Origin of the sequence: Methanobrevibacter sp. (assembly GCF_030539665.1) — an archaeon.
Classification (GTDB): domain Archaea; phylum Methanobacteriota; class Methanobacteria; order Methanobacteriales; family Methanobacteriaceae; genus Methanocatella.
In genome coordinates, this window is the sequence record NZ_JAUNXR010000001.1 from 448,833 (window position 1) to 467,017 (window position 18,185).

Consider the following 18,185-nt stretch of genomic DNA (forward strand, 5'->3'; position numbering starts at 1 on the left):
TTTATATGTGATAGTCTATATTCCATGTTGCAATGTATTAATAGCATAATTTTGGTTTTAGAACCAAAAAACAATTAATTTGGAGAAAGAATATCTATTATTGGCCTTCATCCACAATTGTAGATATTCACTCTCTTTTATTTTTTAAAAAGTGATTTTATAACATCTTTACTTTTAAGAATATTGTCAAAGTTATTCAACTCTATTATCCCGCAGTCTACCTTTTTAAGAAGATTCAGGTCAAGTGTTCCTTCCCCAAGTGTTAAGTGCTGGTCTTTTTCACCGTTGTTGTCATTCAAATGGAAATAGCATATATTTTTCAAGTCAAAAAATTCTTCCGGATTTTCACAGGTATTGGCATGGCCTGTATCTATTGTAATCTTGCATCCTGTCTCCTGCTGGATTTGTTCAAGTTCCTCAACGTTATTTGCTAGAAACGAGAATCTTGAAGGCATATTTTCAACGGATACGGTTAAATTTGCATAATCTACAAGTTCGCCTATGCTTTCAATTGCCTTTTCCATAGCTATTTTCCTTAATCTTTCATCATTTCTTCCAATTTTTCCGGGATGTACTGTAATGGCCTTTGCATTCACGTTTTCTGCCATGTCTATTGTGTCTTTCATCTGCTTGACGCTTTCCTCTTTTATTCCTTTGTTTATGCTGGCTATATTCAAATCCACTGTGGGGCCATGAATTAAAACATCAAAACTCTTCAGTGCTTCGGGAGTATTGAAGTTAAATGGATTCTCAGCCAATAATTCAATCATCTCAAATCCATTGTTTTTTGCCGTTTCTACAATTTTGTCATTTGTTTTGCTAAACAGTGATAATGTTGAAAATCCTAGTTTCATAAGTATATATTTGTTTTTTATGTGTATTTAATCTGCCTTGTTCATGAACCGTTTTCATTGTTTTGCAAAATCTTATATGAACAGTTTTTAAAATTTCAATTAAATTCTATTTGAACATCTATTTTTTCAATTGATTTTTTAGAAAGGGTTATTATTTATTTTAGTTTTTTTGTTATTCTGATGTGTAAAAATGCTCAAGTTTATATATTGAAAAGTCATTATTATTAATCAGCAATTTGTTGTTGAAATTATTATATTAAATTCATTAAAGGAGGAAAAAATCATGGCAGATAAAAAAGCTCCAGCTGAAGGCTGGCCAGTAATCAGTGGAGATTACATTGTAGGTGATCCAGAAAGTCCTGTAGCAGTAACTACCCTTGCATCACATATTGAAGGAGAATTGGAAGGGGCTGCAATCGCAGGGCCATGTAAAACAGAAAATCTTGGTGTAGAAAAGGTTGTTGCAAACATCATTTCAAATCCTAACATTAGATTTTTGATTTTGTCAGGTGCTGAAGTACAAGGTCACATTACAGGCCAAAGTATTGTGGCACTGCATGAAAACGGCTGTGACCCTGAGAAGAAAAGCATAAATGGTGCTGTAGGGGCTATTCCTTTTGTAGAAAACATTCCTCTTGAAGGTATTGATAGATTCCAAAATCAATTGGAAATTGTAGATATGATTGATGTGGAAGATTCAGGAGCTATCAATGCTAAAATTAGTGAATGTGTAGAAAAGGATCCTGGCGCTTATGAAGAAGAGGCTTTAATGGTAGCTATTGAAGAAGATGATGATGGAAACGAAAAGGTAGTAATTCTTTCAAAACCTTCTGACAAAAAACCTAGAAACGCTTCTTAGATTAAAATTTTCCATTATTTCTTTTTTTTATTACTTTTTTACTGCTCTCAAATCTCATTTAAATACTATTTTTAACAGACTCTAAATATGCATTATAAAAGAGCCAAAGGCATTTTATCGGCTAAAAATAGGATGAATATCTATAGGGGATGCACTCATGGGTGCATCTACTGCGATTCAAGAAGTGAAATTTACAATATGGATCATGAATTTGAGGATGTTGAGGTTAAGGAGAATGCCCTGGAGCTTCTTAAAAAAGCCATTCATTCAAAAAAGGAAAAATGCATTATAGGCACAGGTGCCATGACCGACCCGTATCTGCCGTTAGAGAAAGAATTGGAATATGTTAGGAAATCCTTAAAACTTATTGACAGGTACGGATTTGGATTTACTTGCATTACAAAATCAGATCTTGTTTTAAGGGATTTAGATTTGCTTAAAAGCATTAATAACAAAAGCAGGGCAGTTGTTCAAATGACAATGACGACCTATGATGAGGAGCTTTGCCGGATATTGGAACCCAATGTTTCAACGACATTTGAAAGGTTCAAGGCTCTTAAAAAGTTAAACGAGGAAAACATTCCAACCGTTGTTTGGATGACTCCGATTTTGCCATTCATTAACGATAATAAGGACAACATAAAAGGAATCGTTGAATACTGTAGTGAAGCAAATGTTTATGGAATCATATGCTTTGAAATGGGTCTTACTCTAAGGGAAGGAAACAGGGAACATTTCTATTCAAAATTGGACGAACATTTCCCAGGCATTAAAGAGAAATACATCAGAACATATGGGGACAGCTATGTTTTGCCAAGCAAAAGAAACAGTCAGCTCATGAAACTTTTTAAGAGGAAAACAAGAGAAAACGGAATATTGAACGACAGTGACATGATATTTGAATATTTGAATAAGTTTCCAAAAAAGGATATTCAAGCAAAGTTATTTTAATACTTGTTTTCATTAATTTCTATAAATTCATCATAGCTGTCTGATTTCAGCATGTCTAAGAAGAATTTTTTCTTTTTTGGTCCTAGATTATCCAAAAAGTCATTATAGTATTCCGTTTTTCTAATATTTTCATAATCTTCTTTTATCAAATTAAATAACGGTGCTTTGTAATCATCAGTTATTGAAGCTAATGCCATTCTAGGCCCGTTAACCTTGTAGGCTATCAGATCGAATTTGTAATCTTCGTAAAATCCTCCTTCAACAAAGTTATTAAACATTATTTGTCCTGCAGGAACAGTATCTAAGAATTTGGCATCTATCTTCTCAGTAATTGATGAGTCATGTTTGCGCCTGATGTAGAGATGTTCTCTTATGATTGAAATTCTTTCTGCATTAAGATACACGTAGTAAAAGAAGGGCATGTCCTCAAAATAAATTCCTTCAGGAAATTCTGCTCCTATTTCTTTCAGGAAGCTATTTTTATATATTTTTTGGCATGCGCTAACGGAAAAATCAAATAGGACATCTTTGGTATCATCTGGAGAAAACACTTTGTTGTCAAATCTTCCATCGAGGTTTTTCAGGTTAAACCAGTCACTTTCATATTTTTCTCCTGTGGAATCATCTTGGTTTATAATTTTAAACATTGTAATGTCAGTATCGTTGCTTTTGGCTTCGTTGTATGCTACTTCACACATTTTGCTGTCCAGCCAGTCGTCAGCATCCAGAAATCCAATGTATTCTCCTGAGGCATGATTCATTCCAACGTTTCTTGCAGCACCGAGGCCTTTATTCTTTTGGTTTATTATTTTAATTCTAGGGTCAATCAAATAGCTATTTATAATGTCTAATGTCTTATCGGTTGAACCATCGTTTACAATAATCAATTCAATGTCTTCCAAGCTTTGATCTAATGCGCTACTAATAGCTTCATCAACATATTTTTCTCCATTGTAAACACAAAGGATCAAGGATAATTTTACCATCAATATTCCTCATCTATTTCAAAGTCAATGAGCTCATCGTTTTCATTGACGATTTTTGCAATTGCCTCTTCTGCATTGTTTAATTTGGCATCGCAGGTTTTGATCAGTTGCATTGCCTTGTTAAACTCTTCAATTGCATTGTCTAGAGATACATCTCCGTTTTCCAATTTTTCAACAATTTCTTCTAGTTCTTTTAAGCTTTCTTCAAAACTCATATTTTCCATTTTATCACCTCATATCACTTTTGTATTGACGTTCCCGTCTTTGAATTGTATTTCTACAATGTCATCCTTATCTAAATCTTTTACGCTTGTTATTGCCTTTTTGTCTTTTTTAGCTATTGTATATCCACGCTTCAGTGAATTCAACGGATTTACTACCTCCAGCTTTTCATACATTCTGTCGTACTGCCGCATCTTTGGCTGCAGTATTCTTTGGGGATTTCTTAAGATCCTCGAATTCTTGACAGAGTTAAGTTCTGTCTTTTTGGTGAATACCATATTGTTCGAAACGGATTTGAAATCCTTTTTCAGCAAGTCAAATTCGGTTCTCTTGACATTTGCATATCTTTTTGATGTGTAGTCAAATTTTGTTGTCAGCTTTTCCAGCTGGTTTCTTTTTGCATTCTGGTATTTTTCTGACGAATAGCTGAATCTGCTTGTTAGCTTTTCAAGCTCGCTTCTTTTTGACTTTCCCATTGTTTCTGAATGATATCTGAAGCTTCTGGTCAGGTCATTCAGCTGGTTTCTTTTTGCATTCTGGTATTTTTCTGATGAGTAGCCGAATCTGTCAATGAGCTTTTCCAGCTGGTTTCTTTTGGATGTTTCCAAGGTTTTAGAATAGTATCTGAAGCTTCTGGTCAACTCGTTCAGCCTGTTTCTTTTTGAATCGTGAATCTTATTGGATGATGCTTTGATCTTGTAAACGCTGCTTTCAAAGCGCATTTTTTCATCGTCAAATATGGAAAAAGGATTTCTAATTACATTGCTTCTTAAGACAAAATCCAGCCTTTGTCTGTTTTCACTCAATGTTCTGTTTAAGCTATTTTCGAGCCTTGATTTCAGATTTGAGTATCTGCCTTCTATTTCCTTCACGTTTGGAACTGCCAGTTCTGCAGCTGCAGTCGGAGTTGCAGCTCTCCTATCTGCAACATAATCTATTAATGTAGTATCTCTTTGATGGCCTACGGCACTTATTATGGGTGTTCTGCAGGAATAAACAGCTCTAGCTAACTGTTCATTGTTAAAGGCCCAAAGATCCTCTATGCTTCCTCCCCCACGGCCGATAATCAATGTATCACATCCGAACTCATCGGCATGCTTCAATTGTTTTATAAGGTTTTTGGGTGCTTCCTTTCCCTGAACCAAACTTGGAAATATGATGGCATTGCAATAGGGCCATCTGCGTTCTATTGTTGTTATGATGTCTTTTATTGCAGCCCCTGTCTTTGAGGTTATTATCCCTATCTTTTTGGGGATTCTTGGAATTTCCTTTTTATGGTCATCTTCAAACAGCCCTTCACTTTCAAGCTTTTCAGTTAATTGCTGCAGTTTTTCAAATAGTTTTCCCAGTCCTGCCTCTTTTATTTTATTCACCTTAATCTGACATTTTCCATGAGGCTTATAAACTTCCACGCTGCCTTTTATCTCTATATTAAGGCCTTCTTTCAATTGTGGAGATTTTTTTAAAATGCGGGGGTAGACAATACAGTCGATTGTTGATTTTTCATCTTTCAGTTTAAAATAAGAAAAGCCTCTTTTTGAAGTACTGATGTCAGATAATTCCCCTTCCACGAGAATGTTTTTGAAGGGTCCTTTGGAGACGTGCATTTTCAATTTGTGGTTCAGATGGCTGACCGAGATAAATTTTTCTTCCAACAATGTTCACCTCTACTAACAATATTGTTTTTAGGGAATAATATATGTTTGTGTTAATAATTTATTCATAATTTAATAACTGTATAAGTTAAATAATAGAATTCACAAATAATTTTTAGGTGATAAATTTGCGTAAATTAGCAATTGGTGGAATTGTTATAATACTTGTTGTTATTGGTGCATTTGCAGCATCAGACAATGTTTTAACAAATAACAACGATACAACAATGGTAATAACATATGGAGAAACCACATATAACAATCAACAGTACAAATCTATTGTTGATGATTATTTTAGTCAAAATGCGAATGTTATTTTGGAAAACGTTACAACCGAAGTAATTACAGCAAATGAGGTAAATCAAATCTCACAGGGAATAAGCAATAAAACCTACGATTCAAACCAGATATTCTCATCAGCACTGGTTGATTTGAATGGTACTGGGAATCTGACAGTCAATGTGGACACATCAAAGATAACTCTTGTAACAGAGGAGATGTATGCTTCAGCCCTAAATTCAACAGGAATCAATCAGGGATATGTTGTAGTGACAAGCCCAATTTCTGCAACTGGGGAATCAGCACTTGCAGGAATCATGAGCTGTTATGAGGAAGCTACAAACAAACATATTCCAGATGAGGTTAAAAAGGCTGCAAACGATGAAATCTACGCACAAAGTGAAGTCGTAAACAGCTCAAACGCAAGTCCTCATCAGATATCAGGATTGGTAAGTGAGGTTAAGGAAGAGGTAGCCCAAAACAACACAACCGACATTGGCGCCATTGCAGATGCAGTTGAGCAGACCGCAAGCAACAATGGAATAGAGCTTTCACAGGCAGACATAGATAAGCTTGCAGAAGCAATCTTGCAGACACAATCAGTAAAAGATCAGGCAAACGACTACAAAAATCAGGTAACCAATGTAATTAACAATGGAGGAAACGGATTTAACATTTTCAACATTTTCAACTTTTAAAAAATTAGCTAAAGAGCAATTTATTTTGCTCTTATTCTTATTTTAGATTAAAACTGGCCATTTACAGGCGTTGGAGATAAGTGAACTATTACATCCATGATTTCTGGAGGTATGAATCCTTTCATTAAAATTATGAACAGTACAATTATGAATCCAAGATATATGCTCATTCCTTTGGATGTTTTATTGTCAAACGGAAGGTATTTATTTATCTTATCCGGAAAAACAATCCAAATGTAGCAGAAAGTGCATATTACAAACACGACTATTCCTATCTGTAGGGAATTTATAAAAAGTAATGAGTCATAACCTACCCAACAGATTATGAGATTTGCAAGAAGGTATATTTGTGGAGGATAACCCGCTACCTCTTCATCATTAACATATCTGTTTTTCTCATGAAAAGTATGATATCTAAGTCCGATTCCAAGCATGGGGAGGCTTGTAAATATTCCTGCAAGAACTGAAAACAATATCGGTTCTCCAAGGACATAATACATTATTATGAACCATCCTATTCCTACGGTGGAAAATGAAAGTATTAATATGGTGTCTGCTTGATGGATATATCCCAATCCAAAATTTCCACTTTCAAATACTATCAAATCCAATTTCAATCGTTTGTTTATTTTTTTAATAAAGGAAATCACATATATAGGTCCGCTAAATCCAATTCCCGTAGCAACAAGCATAGGTATGAATGCAGATTTGAATGTATATGCAATTAATATGACTAAAAAGGAATATATTATTATCAAAAGTACCTTTCCAATTTTCATTTTTCCTTCAAATGTTAAACTCATAATAATCACCTACTGGGGGGTATTAGTACTCAACATGGGTATAATATTTATCTTTTTATTTAAAATAAAATAGGGAGTGTATTTGGTTTAGTAGGCCAGATACATCAATCCCAGTCCGAGGGCTAGGAATACGTAGTTTACTCCGTAGGCCCAGAGGACTCTTTTCCAGTCTTTGTCTTCTTTTTTGTCTTTTTTGTAGAAGTAGTATGTGGCTACTGTTCCGATAATCAAAAGTGCAAGGTATGGAATCACTGTTAGGATTCCTCTTGTTATGAACAGTATAATCGGAACGGCAAGCGCCAGTTTTATTTCATTTTTCATATACTCTCCTCTCTTATTTAAAGATGTATTTTTCAATTTATAATGGACGATTATTTTCAATAGTTATGTTGCAAAATATTCAACGTTTCCGGAGGCAACAATCCCTTTATCGATATTACAAACAGGATTATTATAACTCCTAGATATATTATAAGTCCAGGTAATGTTCTGTTGTCGAATGGAAGTATTTTATTGAATTTGTCTGGAAATACAATCCAGATATAACAAAATGCTCCAATAATCAATATTAATATTCTATTCAGGATGTATTCTGTATGGATTATTGAGAAGATTGAAACTAATGTTATGGCCAACAAGACAATGAAATATGCTCCAGGATCATATCCTCGCATGATTTCATCATTCGGATATTTGCTATCTTCATTGAATGTTTTGTATCGAAGTCCAATCCCCATGCAAGGAAGAAATACTATCATCCCCATTGCAAATGAATATTAAAAGAAACGGTGCAATCATCAAAATGTATTGTTTGAATGTAATTTTCATGTAATTGTTGTTTTATTTTCAAAATTATTTAAAATTTTCTTTATAAAAATTAATCTCAATTTTAATAAATGGCTTAAATAATCTTTATATTGTATAATCAACAAAAAATATTTTATTATTATGTTAATTGAGGAGATAAGATGATACCTGGAATGAATCCTAAGCAAATGAAAAAAATGGAAAGACAAATGAAAAAGATGGGAATGGACATGAAAGAGCTTAAAAACGTTAAAGAGGTCATTATCCGTCTTGAAGATAAGGAATTAATCATTCCAAATGCTGATGTTAGTATGATGAACGTCATGGGACAGGAAACCTATCAGGTAAGTGGAAAAGCTCATGAAGTTGAAATTGAACAGGAACTTGTTATTCCTGAAGAAGATATTGAAATGGTAGCTAATCAGGCCAATGTGTCTGCTGAAGAGGCTGAAGAAGCTTTAATTGAATGTGAAGGGGATTTGGCAGAGGCTATTTTGAAATTGTCTCAATAGGATAATATGCTTACTATAGCCCATATTTCAGATTTGCATGTAAGTGACTCTGATTTCAATGAAGATGTATTTTTAGAGGCTGTTGATGAAATCAATGCATTGGCTCCTGACTTCATTATTCTCACAGGCGACCTTACAAATAAGGGGTATTATACCCAATTCGAAAAGGTCAAGCAGTATTTGGAGCTATTTGACGCACCTATATTTGCTGTTCCTGGAAACCATGATGCTAGAAATCTAGGTGACGAAACATTTGAAGAGCTTATTGGTGAGGCTAGCTGGAAATTGGCTGATAAGGAGAACAAGTTTGTAGTTATAGGTCTTGACAGCTCCCTTCCAGATTTGAATGAGGGAAGCATTGGAAAGCCTCAAAAGCTATGGTTGGACCATCAGCTTGACGAATGTGTGATCAACGAGCTTTTCACCATTGTTGCATTTCACCACCATATCATTCCAATTCCAAAAACCGGAAGGGAAAGAAATGTCCTATTGGATGCTGGAGACATTCTTAAGACATTGGTTGATCATGAAGTGGACATGGTTTTGGTTGGCCACAAGCACGTTCCCAACGTTTGGAAGATGAACAATACATTGATAATAAATGCAGGTTCAATCTCTTCCAAAAAGCTTCGTGGAAACGATGTGAATTCATACAACATTTATTATATTGATGAAACAACAATTAACATTGTCCTGAAAAAGGTTGGTAAAGAACCGATTTCTTTAGGTCAATATCCTAAAAACGTTTATTGATTTTTCCTATAAAATCATATAAACCTTTTTTATTATTAAATAAAGGCTTTTTATTGTTTTTTAGCTTTTAAATTACTTTTTTTTAATTAAGTTTAAATATAATGTGGTGTATAAATATTATATCATTATAGTTTGTTTTAGGTGGTTTTATGAAAGTAGTGATAGATGCTTCTAATGTTGCACATTATAGTAAAAATAATAGTCTTCAACCTCATATGTCCAATCTTTTAGCGGCCGTCAAGGCGTTGGAGGAAAGTGGCGACGAGTTTGTAATAATTGCAGACGCTTCTCTTCGCCATAAGATTGACGATAAGGAAACCTTTGAAAAGCTATTGGAAAGCGATAATGTTGAAGAAGTTCCACCTGGAAACGATGCAGACCATTTTATTTTGGACATAGCTACTAAGGAAAATGCTAAAATATTGTCCAACGATAAATTCAGGGATTATGCTGATGAATTTAGACATATCAAGTCAATGGTTATTCCGTTTACAATAGAAAATGGCAGATTAACTTTAGGTAAATCCAGCAGCATCAAAAAGGATAAGAACATTTTACAGCATATTTCCGATGAGATTATCAAGCAGTTGACTTTTAAAAGATGGGAAGTCTATACAGGGAAGGAAGGAATTGAGATTTCTCCTTTAAACATCGCTAAACAGGCTATTATTCGCATTGACAATGAGGATGATTTCGGAAGCAAGCTTGAAAACATCTTTGCTAAAATCCCTCTCTTCAACAAGATCGTGGATATGGTTGATGATGTGGAAGTTGCAGCCCCATATGTTATTTTCGTTTTAGTTCATCCTAGGGACTATAAGATGGTTGTCAAAAATGCAGGAAGCATTTCAGTTACAATTGCAGACAGGCTGCATCTTGAGAAAAAGCCTTTGATTCTTGTACGTAATGACTTATTTACCAAACCTAAAACTTTCGAGTTAAACATCATGCTGGCTGATGAGGTTACTGAAAACGCTCCATATAATGTGGTTATTCGCGTAAGCTCTCATGATGAGGTTTTCATTAAGAAAAATTCAAGAAACATAGCCAGTACTATCGCTGCTCGTATCGGTTCATTCAAATTCCCATTTGTTTCTGTCAAGCCGGATATGATGTTAACCAGGCCTGGCGAATTTGAAGTGGAATTGGAGAAGGGAGGAAGCTTCGATGACTAATAGCTTAACTAAATTTCTAATTAAGCTATACACTCATCTTAAGCCTATCAGCGTGGGCACTAAATTTTTTCCAACTAATGAAATTGAAACAGAATATGTGGAGCTTTTTAACTTTACCCAAACAATTTTGCTTGAAATAGAGAAGGCTGAGATTACTTCAGACAGCATTCTGACAAATCTTAAGAGGGATATAGGTCCTGAAAACATGCCTGAGGATTTCAATTTCTATGAAATCAAGGCGGCGGAAAACAAGATTGAAGAATATGCCCTTGTAAGTAATATAATCATGGGGAGTGACCGTTATTTCTACATAATGCTTCAACGTCCAAGCAGTTTAATAAATGTTTTTGAAAAGATGATTTATTATGAGGGTGGAGAGATACTTGAATTGGATTCTACTGAAATAGTTGCAAAGATGCCAAGTAAAAACGATGCAATAAGGCTAGGAATCAAAATGATTGGAATGGGTCTTGAAAAAGGCATTCCGATAGTCTCAGCAGTTGGAATGACAGGGGCTGCAGCTATTGAAAGGTCACTTGAATACACCGACGAGGTCGGAAACTTCCCGGGAATAGCTTTCACAAAACTTGGAGGGGAATATGCATTGGTATTTGAATCCCCATTCAAATTCTCAAAAGGAAAATCAGAGGAATTTGACAATTATCTTTTCATTGATTTGATCGATTCAACAAAATTCATCTCCAAATATGGAAGAAACAAGCTTGTTGAACTGATGACTGGAATAAGGCAGTTTATAGAATCAGAATGTGAAGCCGAAATTGAAGGATATCGTGAAGGTGGAGATGATTTCATAGCGCGTTTTCCATCAAAGGACTTGGCAATTAGGGCAGGCCTTGATGCGGCATGGTTTGCAGCAAACAACAATGCAAAAATAAGGGCAGGCATTGGTAAAAGCAGAAGGGAGGCAGGTCAACGTGCACAGTTGGTTGACAGTTTCAATTCAACCTCACCATTGTCATTGGTTATTTTTGAATTGGCAAATGGCCTATACGCTTACAACATACCAACGGAATTCTCAAGAACTTTAATAAACATGTTAGATAACAAGAAAGGAAAATTAGTGGGAGTTTTCATCTTCGTATTTGTCTTAACATTCCTGTTGTGCATTTTTGGATTTGGATTGCTGAGCTTTGTTGCAGTTGCAATTGCAATCATATATGCTTTAGTAATTTAGATTGGTAAATTATATATGTTATCAGAATAATAAATTATATAAAAATAAAAAGGATTTTTTGATTAAATGGCAAACGATGGAAAATTAGTTTTTATAATGGTTGTAGCACTTGTTGCATTTGGAATAGGTGCAGTTGCAGGTATTACTATTGGAATGGACAATGTAAACAATACCGATAACGCAACAGAAGTGACTCATATTGAAAATGTTACAGTTAACATGACCACTAATTTATCAGAGGAAAATGCCCCTATTTATGATCCTGATATTGATCATGTGGATTTCAACAACAATGAAACATTTTATTAATTAATTCTTTTTTTTAAAAAACTTCTTTTTTTAGTGATGGTTATGAAAAGTTTAGATTATATAAGTGATATTTCTGGAGGTTTATCCTGTATAAAAGACCTTGAAGTGGCTGGAAGTAAGGAAGGTAAATATGGTGTAGCTATTATTGTAAGCAAGGATAGTCAGGCGGCAGGAGTATTTACCTCAAACAAGGTTGTGGCAGCTCCAGTCAAATACACTAAAAAGATGCTTAAGAATGGAATTGTATCTGCAATTTTTGTAAACAGTGGAAATGCAAATTGCTTTACAGGCCAACAGGGAATTGAAGATTGTGAAGAATTGGTAAAACTTGTTTCTAAGGATTTGAAGATACCTGAAAGCGAGATAGCTATTGCATCTACCGGTGTAATTGGCCGTGAAATGCCAATGGACATTATCGAAAAGGTGGCTTATGAAACATTGTCAAAACTCGATGATACTCCTGAGTCTTCATTGGAAGCTGCTAAAGCCATTATGACTACTGACACTGTTCCAAAGGAATTTGCAGTTGAAATTGCTTTGGAGAACAATGAAACAGTAAGGATAGGTGGAATTACAAAAGGAGTTGGAATGATAGCTCCTAATATGGGAACCATGCTTTGCTTTTTAGTCACTGATGCTGTGATGGATCATAAGTACATTAAAAAGGCATTGAAAAAGGCTGTTGATGACAGCTTCAACATGATTGTAGTTGACGGCGATGAAAGTACCAATGACACTACATTGCTGTTGGCCAACGGTGCTTCAGGGGTTGAAGTTGTTGAGGACGGCAAAATCAATGAAAGGTTCCAGAAAGGCCTTGATTATATCTGTAAGGTTTTGGCTAAAAAGCAGGTCCGTGATGGTGAAGGTGCATCAAAGATTATTGAGGCTACAGTTTCAGGGGCAAAATCTAAAGATGATGCCAGAAGGGCTGCAAAATCCATCATTTCATCTGCACTCGTAAAGTCAGCAGTATTTGGAGCGGACCCTAATTGGGGAAGAATTGCTGCTGCTGTGGGATATGCGGGAATTGATATGGATGAGACTGTTATCTCCATTGGCCTTGCAAATGATGAAGATTCAGTGTTCATGGTAAGGGAAGGCAATATTCTGGCTTTGGATGATACTCCTGAACTTAGGCAAGCTGAAGAGATTATGAAAAGCGAGAGGATTTTCATAAATGTTGACTTGCATTTGGGGGATTGTTCTGCAACTGCATGGGGTTGCGACCTCACTTATGACTACGTCAAAATCAATGCAGAGTATACTACCTAAATATTTAAATACTTTTAGTTAAATATAGTTTAATGTTATAGATTATTCTATTTTTAAATTATTTTCATTTAATAAATTATTATGAGGAATTAAGATGGCAAAAGTCAAAGGAACTAATAAAAGAACAAGACAAAAAAGAAGTTATACTAAACCAGGTAGTAAAAGAGGAAGAGGAGTAAAACAAACCTGGAAAAAATAATTCTCTTATTTTTAGAGAATATTTACTCTCTTCAACTTCTTTTAATCAATTATTTCTCATTTTAACAATCTAATTTTTTAATATTCATTTTATCTATTTTTATAGAACCTGCACATTGCATGGTTTGATAAGGGCTCTTGTGCTATATTCTGATAATTGACATGGATTTTATATTTTGATCTTAAATTTTTATCTGGACCATTAAAATTGCTTTCACTTCGAAATATTTATTTGGTTTAAACTTATTTATTTCATCTAAAAACAACAACAATCTTTTTATATGTAATTTCACAAAATCATATCTATGCACTTCAACCATTCTTAAATATCAAAGGGAATATACTAATTTACATCTATTATGCGCATCTTAGATATGAGTATAAACATAAGGTGAGTTTAGTGAAATCATACTTTGATTTTAAACAGTTTCTTCCATTGGCAGAAGCCATTTTGGAAGAAAAGAGTCTTAAAATAGACGAAGTAAGTGAAGAATGTATTTATCGCACAGTAATAAACAGAGTTTATTATGCATGCTACAACCATACAAGAGAATGGTTGGAAGTTAAATACGGAATGAAAACACGAGTATTCGATGAAAGTCTTGGAAAAATGAGAAATAGAAAAAACAAGAGCTCTCATGTAATTGTTTATGAGGATTTGGAGGATATTTCAAATTTAGTTCCAAAAAATCTTAAAAAAAATTTCATAACTTTATCTTCAGATTTGAGAGCAATGTTTTTAAAAAGAATTGAAGCAGATTATAATTTATATAAAACAATAAATTTGCAGGACGTTGAAAAGGTTATTGAGGATGGCATTAATTTAATGCAATTATTAAATTTTTAGTTAGGTGGTTTCATGTCAATTGAAATAATTAACAATATTTTGGTTAATCCTTTGGAGGATTTTAGTGTTTGTAATCAGTTCAATTACGATTATTTAATTGAACAATGGAAATCTTATTTAAATAGTGGAATAAAACAACTGAAATATTTTTTGGAGAGTATTCTAGATGAATTTCATGGGAGTTGCGTTGAATACATTCCATATTGGGATAATTCTTTTCTTCCTTTTTTCATTATTAGAATTTCCCGTTCCATTCCATATAAAATTGCTAAAACATATTGGGACGTCATTTATGATAAGATGGAGGATTATTCAATTAGTCATGGTATTATTCCTTCATTTAACAAGATTAATTTCACAATTGACTATGAAACCATTCCTAGAAACTTTCTGAGGTAGATGTTATATTATGTATTTATCTATTTTTAGAGGATTTTGATGTTTGTAATATCATTTTCAATAAACGATATTCTTTATTAAACCTTAAAAATTTAATTATTATTTTTTTTAAATAATATCCTTATGAAATTTAAAAAAACCTATTTGATGATTTTTGCAATCAGAGAAATATAAAATATGGGACTCGAAAAGGTTATGAGTCTGCAATTAAGAAGTTTGAAAGATTCAACGAAAAATCCATTGAATTCTTAGTCACCGAAGCATTGGATGAAGAAAAAAAGGGAATTCCTTTAAAAAACAGAAAGCTAAAGGAGAGGTTAATAGATTATAGAAGTTTTTTAATATCAAGCGACATGTCTTCCAATTCTGTCAAAACTTATTTTTCAAAGATTAAAACATTCTACAGGCATTTTGAAGTTGAGATTCCTTCTCTTCCAATAATGAAATATGAGAAATCCTATGAAAGTAGCTATTTGGATTTGCCTACCAAAAGACATATTGCTCAGGTTGTCGATTCTGTTTCTATTGACTTCAAGGCCCTTGTCCTGTTTATGGTTTCTTCAGGAACTGCCAAGGCCGAAACGTTATCCTTAACCGTTGCCGATTTTATAGATGCAACTTATGAATATCATAATGGGGGATCAATCGAAAATGTTCTAGATAGCTTAAGCAAAATGGACAATATCGTTCCTACATTTTATCTAAAAAGAATTAAGACAGATAAATATTATTATACGTTCTGTTCTCCTGAAGCAACTGACTATATTGTTAGATATTTGCAGATTAGGCCCAATTTATCCTTAAACGATAAATTATTCGACTTTACAAATGCTGCTTTATTGTCCAAGTTCCAGAAGGTTAATGATGATATGGGTTGGGGTTTTAAGGGAAGGTATAGGTTTTTCAGATCACATACTCTAAGGAAATTCCATGCATCAAACATTGGCTTGACTGCAGAATATATTGATGCATTGCAGGGCAGAAGCAAAAATGCAGTTCATGAGGCATATATCAAAACAAATCCTCAAAAATTAAAGTCACTTTATGAAAAGGTAATGGACAATGTAATCATTTTTAAAAAAGAAAATTCAAAAGTAATGGAGGAATTTCACATTACCATCAACGTTTTTTTATCGGATAAAGACTATAGAATCTAGTTAAAATCTTCTGTTTACACTTGAATGTGCTTTATCTCTTTTCTTTTTTAAGTCATTATATTTTTTATTTTTAAATTTTCCGGTTATTGGCATTATTGTAACCAGGCTTATTGTGTTTTTATCACAGCTGAAAACAAGCTTTATTTCATCATAGTCTTTTGTTGGAGGTGCTGGATAGTAGACTCCATAGCTTTTGTCTGCTTCCTGTTCATATCTTATAAAGTCCTCTTCCATTATTACTTGCTTAACGTATTTTAAGCTTATGTTATTGTCACTTAAACGTTGGTTGAAATGGCTCAATTCAAAGCACCAGTCGATTTCTTCTACATTTCCAACTATAAATTCATCAAAAATATTCATTGATTTTATTTTATTTTCTTATTTTATTAATCTTACTTTTTCTTTGCTAGGCAAAGTTATTAATATTTTATAAACATAATATAATACTGATGAAATTCAAAAGAAAAAATATTTTAATTGTTTTGGCAATCCTATTGTTGGCTATTGGAGTGATGTCTTCAGTTGCCGCATATAACTATAAGGGAACAGGATTTTCCCACAATATTCCAGATTCAAAATATTCGGGGCTTTCCGCTCAAGATATTCTAAGCAAATACGAGGATACTGATTGTAAAGTCGAATATTCTGGTTTATGCACCAAAGTAATTGATGGAGACACCATTCGTGTTGATGGAATTGGAAAAGTTCGTTTTGTTGGTGTAAATACTCCAGAACGTGGTGTGGATGGATATAAGGTTTCTAAAAACTTTGTAGCAAAATTATGCAAAAACAAGGTAGTTGGTTTGGATATTGATGATTCTAAAAATCAGGATAAATATGGTCGTACATTGGCAGTTGTTATTGTAGACGGTAAAAATCTAAACGAAATGCTTTTAAAAGAAGGGCTTGCCGAAATAATGTATATTCCACCTAGTGAATTTAATCCTCATAGCTGGGTTTAAATTTCACTCTTATTTTTTTTAAAAAAATTAATAGAGATTATTTTCTAATAACCTCTCTTGTAGTCTTGTAATAGTTTATAGGTTAAGTAATATCTTACAAAATCATCATTTTTATGATAGCTATTGTCAGATTGCACATATACAGGATCAGGAGTGTTCAAACTGTTCTGTTCTTGTATATGGTATTGATTCAACGCTTCCCTTAAAATATCATAAAATTGGCCTGATGTAAGATTTGAGCTTTCACTGCTGCTTATGATGTCTTTCACATCTTCTGAAAACTCATTGCTTTTCCAGGAAATCATATAAACTGATTGCCCAACAGAGAAGAAAACTTTGGAAACGTTTGCCTTTTCAGCATTGTTATATTCATTGAAATAACGCACGGCATGTCCATTTATATCCATATCTTCCATATATGCATCATCGGAATCTGCAAATCCATAAACCATTGGAAGTGAGTTGTCAATACAACTTATTTCAAAATTGCGCCAATTTCCAATTGTGTATTTTCCATTTTTCAAATCTCCATTGTTGTATTTTGGAGGGATTTTAAAGTCATGTCCTTTGATTTTCACGGTTTTCCAGTCATCAGCATCAATTGCTGAAACTGCAGTTATCATCATCAGACTAAAAATTAATACGAATGCTATTTTTTTCATTTTAATACCTGCTATGCTGTCCTATTTTGTAGAATATGTAATAATTCAAGTAATTATGATGATTGCTTTTCGAATAGGTTTGTTGTGGGACGTAAGTCTTCTCTAGGGATTCCTCGTTTTTATAGTCCTGCAATGCCTGATCCAAAATCTCATAAAAAATTTCCTCACTTATTTGAGAGGGTTCGCTGCTGGCCACTATTTCATTCACATCTTCGCTCAGATTGCTTGACTGCCATGAAACGTAGTATATGGATTTTCCAACGGGGAAGTAGATTCTGCTAAGATCAGTTTTTTCATATTTGTTGTAGCTGCAAAAGTAGCGTGCAGGATGGCCATTGATTGTTAAATCATCTCCTACAAGCTGCTGTGATGCAACATAACCGTAATTGCTTGTTATATATGAATCCACACAGGCTATTTCAAAATTATTCCAATTTCCTATGGTGTAACTGTGGGCCTTCAGTTCTCCCCCATCGTATTTTGGAGGTATTTTAAAGCTATGACCTTCAATCGCCACGGTTTTCCAATTTGACGAATCAACTGCTGAAACGGTTGAAATCATCATAAAACTGATTATCAATATTAAAATAAGTTTTTTCATAGTTTATTAATAATTTATAAATAATA

The 18,185-nt window shown here is 33.8% G+C and carries 23 protein-coding genes; 13 read left to right on the plus strand and 10 right to left on the minus strand.

Going from position 1 to position 18,185, the window contains the following annotated elements:
- Positions 1-137: 137 nt before the first annotated feature.
- On the minus strand, positions 138-854 hold the full coding sequence (locus Q4P18_RS02210) for a sugar phosphate isomerase/epimerase family protein (protein WP_368660178.1): 717 nt from the start codon (positions 852-854) through the stop codon (positions 138-140).
- Positions 855-1,137: 283 nt separating this feature from the next.
- On the opposite strand from Q4P18_RS02210, the gene mtrA reads away from it, so the two are divergent.
- Both mtrA and Q4P18_RS02220 read left to right on the plus strand, forming a co-directional pair.
- A complete protein-coding gene (gene mtrA, locus Q4P18_RS02215) occupies positions 1,138-1,713 on the plus strand; it encodes a tetrahydromethanopterin S-methyltransferase subunit A (protein ID WP_303335049.1) in 576 nt (191 codons plus the stop codon).
- Positions 1,714-1,800: 87 nt separating this feature from the next.
- Complete coding sequence (locus tag Q4P18_RS02220) at positions 1,801-2,664, plus strand: radical SAM protein (RefSeq protein ID WP_303335051.1); 864 nt, start codon at positions 1,801-1,803, stop codon at positions 2,662-2,664.
- Here the strand turns inward: Q4P18_RS02220 and Q4P18_RS02225 are convergent.
- From Q4P18_RS02225 to xseA, 3 genes are read right to left on the minus strand one after another with little or no spacing between them, the layout of a single operon-like run.
- Positions 2,661-3,650: a glycosyltransferase gene (locus Q4P18_RS02225; protein ID WP_303335053.1), complete on the minus strand. Its 990-nt coding sequence runs from the start codon at positions 3,648-3,650 to the stop codon at positions 2,661-2,663. The genes Q4P18_RS02220 and Q4P18_RS02225 overlap by 4 nt on opposite strands.
- Complete coding sequence (locus tag Q4P18_RS02230; protein WP_303335055.1) at positions 3,650-3,874, minus strand: exodeoxyribonuclease VII small subunit; 225 nt, start codon at positions 3,872-3,874, stop codon at positions 3,650-3,652. Before Q4P18_RS02230 ends, Q4P18_RS02225 begins: the two co-directional genes overlap by 1 nt.
- Positions 3,875-3,883: 9 nt before the next feature.
- Positions 3,884-5,527 (minus strand): exodeoxyribonuclease VII large subunit, encoded by a 1,644-nt coding sequence (gene xseA / locus Q4P18_RS02235; RefSeq protein WP_303335057.1) that lies wholly within the window; start codon positions 5,525-5,527, stop codon positions 3,884-3,886.
- 128 nt (positions 5,528-5,655) lie between these two features.
- Between xseA and Q4P18_RS02240 the strand changes: the two genes are divergently transcribed.
- Complete coding sequence (locus tag Q4P18_RS02240; RefSeq protein WP_303335059.1) at positions 5,656-6,504, plus strand: DUF1002 domain-containing protein; 849 nt, start codon at positions 5,656-5,658, stop codon at positions 6,502-6,504.
- A gap of 47 nt (positions 6,505-6,551) precedes the next feature.
- On the opposite strand, the gene Q4P18_RS02245 is transcribed toward Q4P18_RS02240, so the two are convergent.
- From Q4P18_RS02245 to Q4P18_RS02255, 3 genes are all read right to left on the minus strand, one after another.
- A complete protein-coding gene (locus tag Q4P18_RS02245) occupies positions 6,552-7,307 on the minus strand; it encodes a hypothetical protein (protein WP_303335061.1) in 756 nt (251 codons plus the stop codon).
- 87 nt (positions 7,308-7,394) lie between these two features.
- Positions 7,395-7,628, minus strand: a complete 234-nt coding sequence (locus tag Q4P18_RS02250) for a hypothetical protein (RefSeq protein WP_303335063.1) — start codon at positions 7,626-7,628, stop codon at positions 7,395-7,397.
- 56 nt (positions 7,629-7,684) lie between these two features.
- On the minus strand, positions 7,685-8,065 hold the full coding sequence (locus Q4P18_RS02255) for a hypothetical protein (RefSeq protein WP_303335065.1): 381 nt from the start codon (positions 8,063-8,065) through the stop codon (positions 7,685-7,687).
- Positions 8,066-8,275: 210 nt separating this feature from the next.
- Here Q4P18_RS02255 and Q4P18_RS02260 point away from each other — a divergent pair, with 210 nt between their 5' ends.
- The 9 genes from Q4P18_RS02260 to Q4P18_RS02300 all read left to right on the plus strand — a co-directional run bounded on the left by Q4P18_RS02260 (position 8,276) and on the right by Q4P18_RS02300 (position 15,934).
- Positions 8,276-8,626 (plus strand): nascent polypeptide-associated complex protein, encoded by a 351-nt coding sequence (locus tag Q4P18_RS02260; protein WP_303335067.1) that lies wholly within the window; start codon positions 8,276-8,278, stop codon positions 8,624-8,626.
- A gap of 6 nt (positions 8,627-8,632) precedes the next feature.
- Positions 8,633-9,379, plus strand: a complete 747-nt coding sequence (locus Q4P18_RS02265; RefSeq protein WP_303335069.1) for a metallophosphoesterase — start codon at positions 8,633-8,635, stop codon at positions 9,377-9,379.
- A 149-nt stretch (positions 9,380-9,528) separates the two neighbouring features.
- Entirely contained in the window at positions 9,529-10,554 is a 1,026-nt protein-coding gene (locus Q4P18_RS02270; protein WP_303335071.1) for a Zc3h12a-like ribonuclease, read from the plus strand.
- Entirely contained in the window at positions 10,547-11,749 is a 1,203-nt protein-coding gene (locus Q4P18_RS02275; RefSeq protein ID WP_303335073.1) for a hypothetical protein, read from the plus strand. Before Q4P18_RS02270 ends, Q4P18_RS02275 begins: the two co-directional genes overlap by 8 nt.
- A gap of 66 nt (positions 11,750-11,815) precedes the next feature.
- Positions 11,816-12,058, plus strand: coding sequence for a hypothetical protein (locus Q4P18_RS02280; RefSeq protein WP_303335075.1), 243 nt, complete (start codon positions 11,816-11,818; stop codon positions 12,056-12,058).
- A gap of 42 nt (positions 12,059-12,100) precedes the next feature.
- Positions 12,101-13,333 (plus strand): bifunctional ornithine acetyltransferase/N-acetylglutamate synthase, encoded by a 1,233-nt coding sequence (argJ, locus tag Q4P18_RS02285; protein ID WP_303335077.1) that lies wholly within the window; start codon positions 12,101-12,103, stop codon positions 13,331-13,333.
- A 598-nt stretch (positions 13,334-13,931) separates the two neighbouring features.
- Positions 13,932-14,378, plus strand: a complete 447-nt coding sequence (locus Q4P18_RS02290; protein WP_303335079.1) for a hypothetical protein — start codon at positions 13,932-13,934, stop codon at positions 14,376-14,378.
- 12 nt (positions 14,379-14,390) lie between these two features.
- The gene (locus Q4P18_RS02295; protein WP_303335081.1) at positions 14,391-14,777 is read left to right on the plus strand and encodes a hypothetical protein; all 387 of its coding nucleotides are present in this window, start codon (positions 14,391-14,393) and stop codon (positions 14,775-14,777) included.
- A 263-nt stretch (positions 14,778-15,040) separates the two neighbouring features.
- Positions 15,041-15,934, plus strand: a complete 894-nt coding sequence (locus Q4P18_RS02300; protein ID WP_303335082.1) for an integrase — start codon at positions 15,041-15,043, stop codon at positions 15,932-15,934.
- On the opposite strand, the gene Q4P18_RS02305 is transcribed toward Q4P18_RS02300, so the two are convergent.
- Positions 15,935-16,294, minus strand: coding sequence for a DUF4258 domain-containing protein (locus tag Q4P18_RS02305; RefSeq protein ID WP_303335084.1), 360 nt, complete (start codon positions 16,292-16,294; stop codon positions 15,935-15,937). It abuts the gene before it with no gap.
- Between the two features lie 89 nt (positions 16,295-16,383).
- On the opposite strand from Q4P18_RS02305, the gene Q4P18_RS02310 reads away from it, so the two are divergent.
- Positions 16,384-16,896, plus strand: a complete 513-nt coding sequence (locus Q4P18_RS02310) for a thermonuclease family protein (RefSeq protein WP_303335086.1) — start codon at positions 16,384-16,386, stop codon at positions 16,894-16,896.
- A gap of 44 nt (positions 16,897-16,940) precedes the next feature.
- Here the strand turns inward: Q4P18_RS02310 and Q4P18_RS02315 are convergent, their stop codons facing one another.
- A complete protein-coding gene (locus Q4P18_RS02315) occupies positions 16,941-17,558 on the minus strand; it encodes a hypothetical protein (protein WP_303335088.1) in 618 nt (205 codons plus the stop codon).
- 1 nt (position 17,559) lies between these two features.
- Complete coding sequence (locus Q4P18_RS02320; RefSeq protein ID WP_303335090.1) at positions 17,560-18,123, minus strand: hypothetical protein; 564 nt, start codon at positions 18,121-18,123, stop codon at positions 17,560-17,562.
- Positions 18,124-18,185: the final 62 nt, after the last annotated feature.

Bases quoted from the DNA above. Each gene is read 5' to 3' on its own strand.
- Q4P18_RS02220 (WP_303335051.1), top strand. From the start codon at position 1,801: ATGCATTATAAAAGAGCCAAAGGCATTTTATCGGCTAAAAATAGGATG.
- Q4P18_RS02225 (WP_303335053.1), bottom strand. From the start codon at position 3,650: ATGGTAAAATTATCCTTGATCCTTTGTGTTTACAATGGAGAAAAATAT.
- mtrA (WP_303335049.1), top strand. From the start codon at position 1,138: ATGGCAGATAAAAAAGCTCCAGCTGAAGGCTGGCCAGTAATCAGTGGA.
- Q4P18_RS02280 (WP_303335075.1), top strand. From the start codon at position 11,816: ATGGCAAACGATGGAAAATTAGTTTTTATAATGGTTGTAGCACTTGTT.
- Q4P18_RS02315 (WP_303335088.1), bottom strand. From the start codon at position 17,558: ATGAAAAAAATAGCATTCGTATTAATTTTTAGTCTGATGATGATAACT.
- Q4P18_RS02245 (WP_303335061.1), bottom strand. From the start codon at position 7,307: ATGAGTTTAACATTTGAAGGAAAAATGAAAATTGGAAAGGTACTTTTG.
- Q4P18_RS02275 (WP_303335073.1), top strand. From the start codon at position 10,547: ATGACTAATAGCTTAACTAAATTTCTAATTAAGCTATACACTCATCTT.
- Q4P18_RS02255 (WP_303335065.1), bottom strand. From the start codon at position 8,065: ATGATAGTATTTCTTCCTTGCATGGGGATTGGACTTCGATACAAAACA.
- Q4P18_RS02210 (WP_368660178.1), bottom strand. From the start codon at position 854: ATGAAACTAGGATTTTCAACATTATCACTGTTTAGCAAAACAAATGAC.
- Q4P18_RS02310 (WP_303335086.1), top strand. From the start codon at position 16,384: ATGAAATTCAAAAGAAAAAATATTTTAATTGTTTTGGCAATCCTATTG.
- Q4P18_RS02305 (WP_303335084.1), bottom strand. From the start codon at position 16,294: ATGAATATTTTTGATGAATTTATAGTTGGAAATGTAGAAGAAATCGAC.
- Q4P18_RS02260 (WP_303335067.1), top strand. From the start codon at position 8,276: ATGATACCTGGAATGAATCCTAAGCAAATGAAAAAAATGGAAAGACAA.
- Q4P18_RS02265 (WP_303335069.1), top strand. From the start codon at position 8,633: ATGCTTACTATAGCCCATATTTCAGATTTGCATGTAAGTGACTCTGAT.
- Q4P18_RS02295 (WP_303335081.1), top strand. From the start codon at position 14,391: ATGTCAATTGAAATAATTAACAATATTTTGGTTAATCCTTTGGAGGAT.
- Q4P18_RS02270 (WP_303335071.1), top strand. From the start codon at position 9,529: ATGAAAGTAGTGATAGATGCTTCTAATGTTGCACATTATAGTAAAAAT.
- Q4P18_RS02320 (WP_303335090.1), bottom strand. From the start codon at position 18,123: ATGATGATTTCAACCGTTTCAGCAGTTGATTCGTCAAATTGGAAAACC.
- argJ (WP_303335077.1), top strand. From the start codon at position 12,101: ATGAAAAGTTTAGATTATATAAGTGATATTTCTGGAGGTTTATCCTGT.
- Q4P18_RS02250 (WP_303335063.1), bottom strand. From the start codon at position 7,628: ATGAAAAATGAAATAAAACTGGCGCTTGCCGTTCCGATTATACTGTTC.
- Q4P18_RS02230 (WP_303335055.1), bottom strand. From the start codon at position 3,874: ATGGAAAATATGAGTTTTGAAGAAAGCTTAAAAGAACTAGAAGAAATT.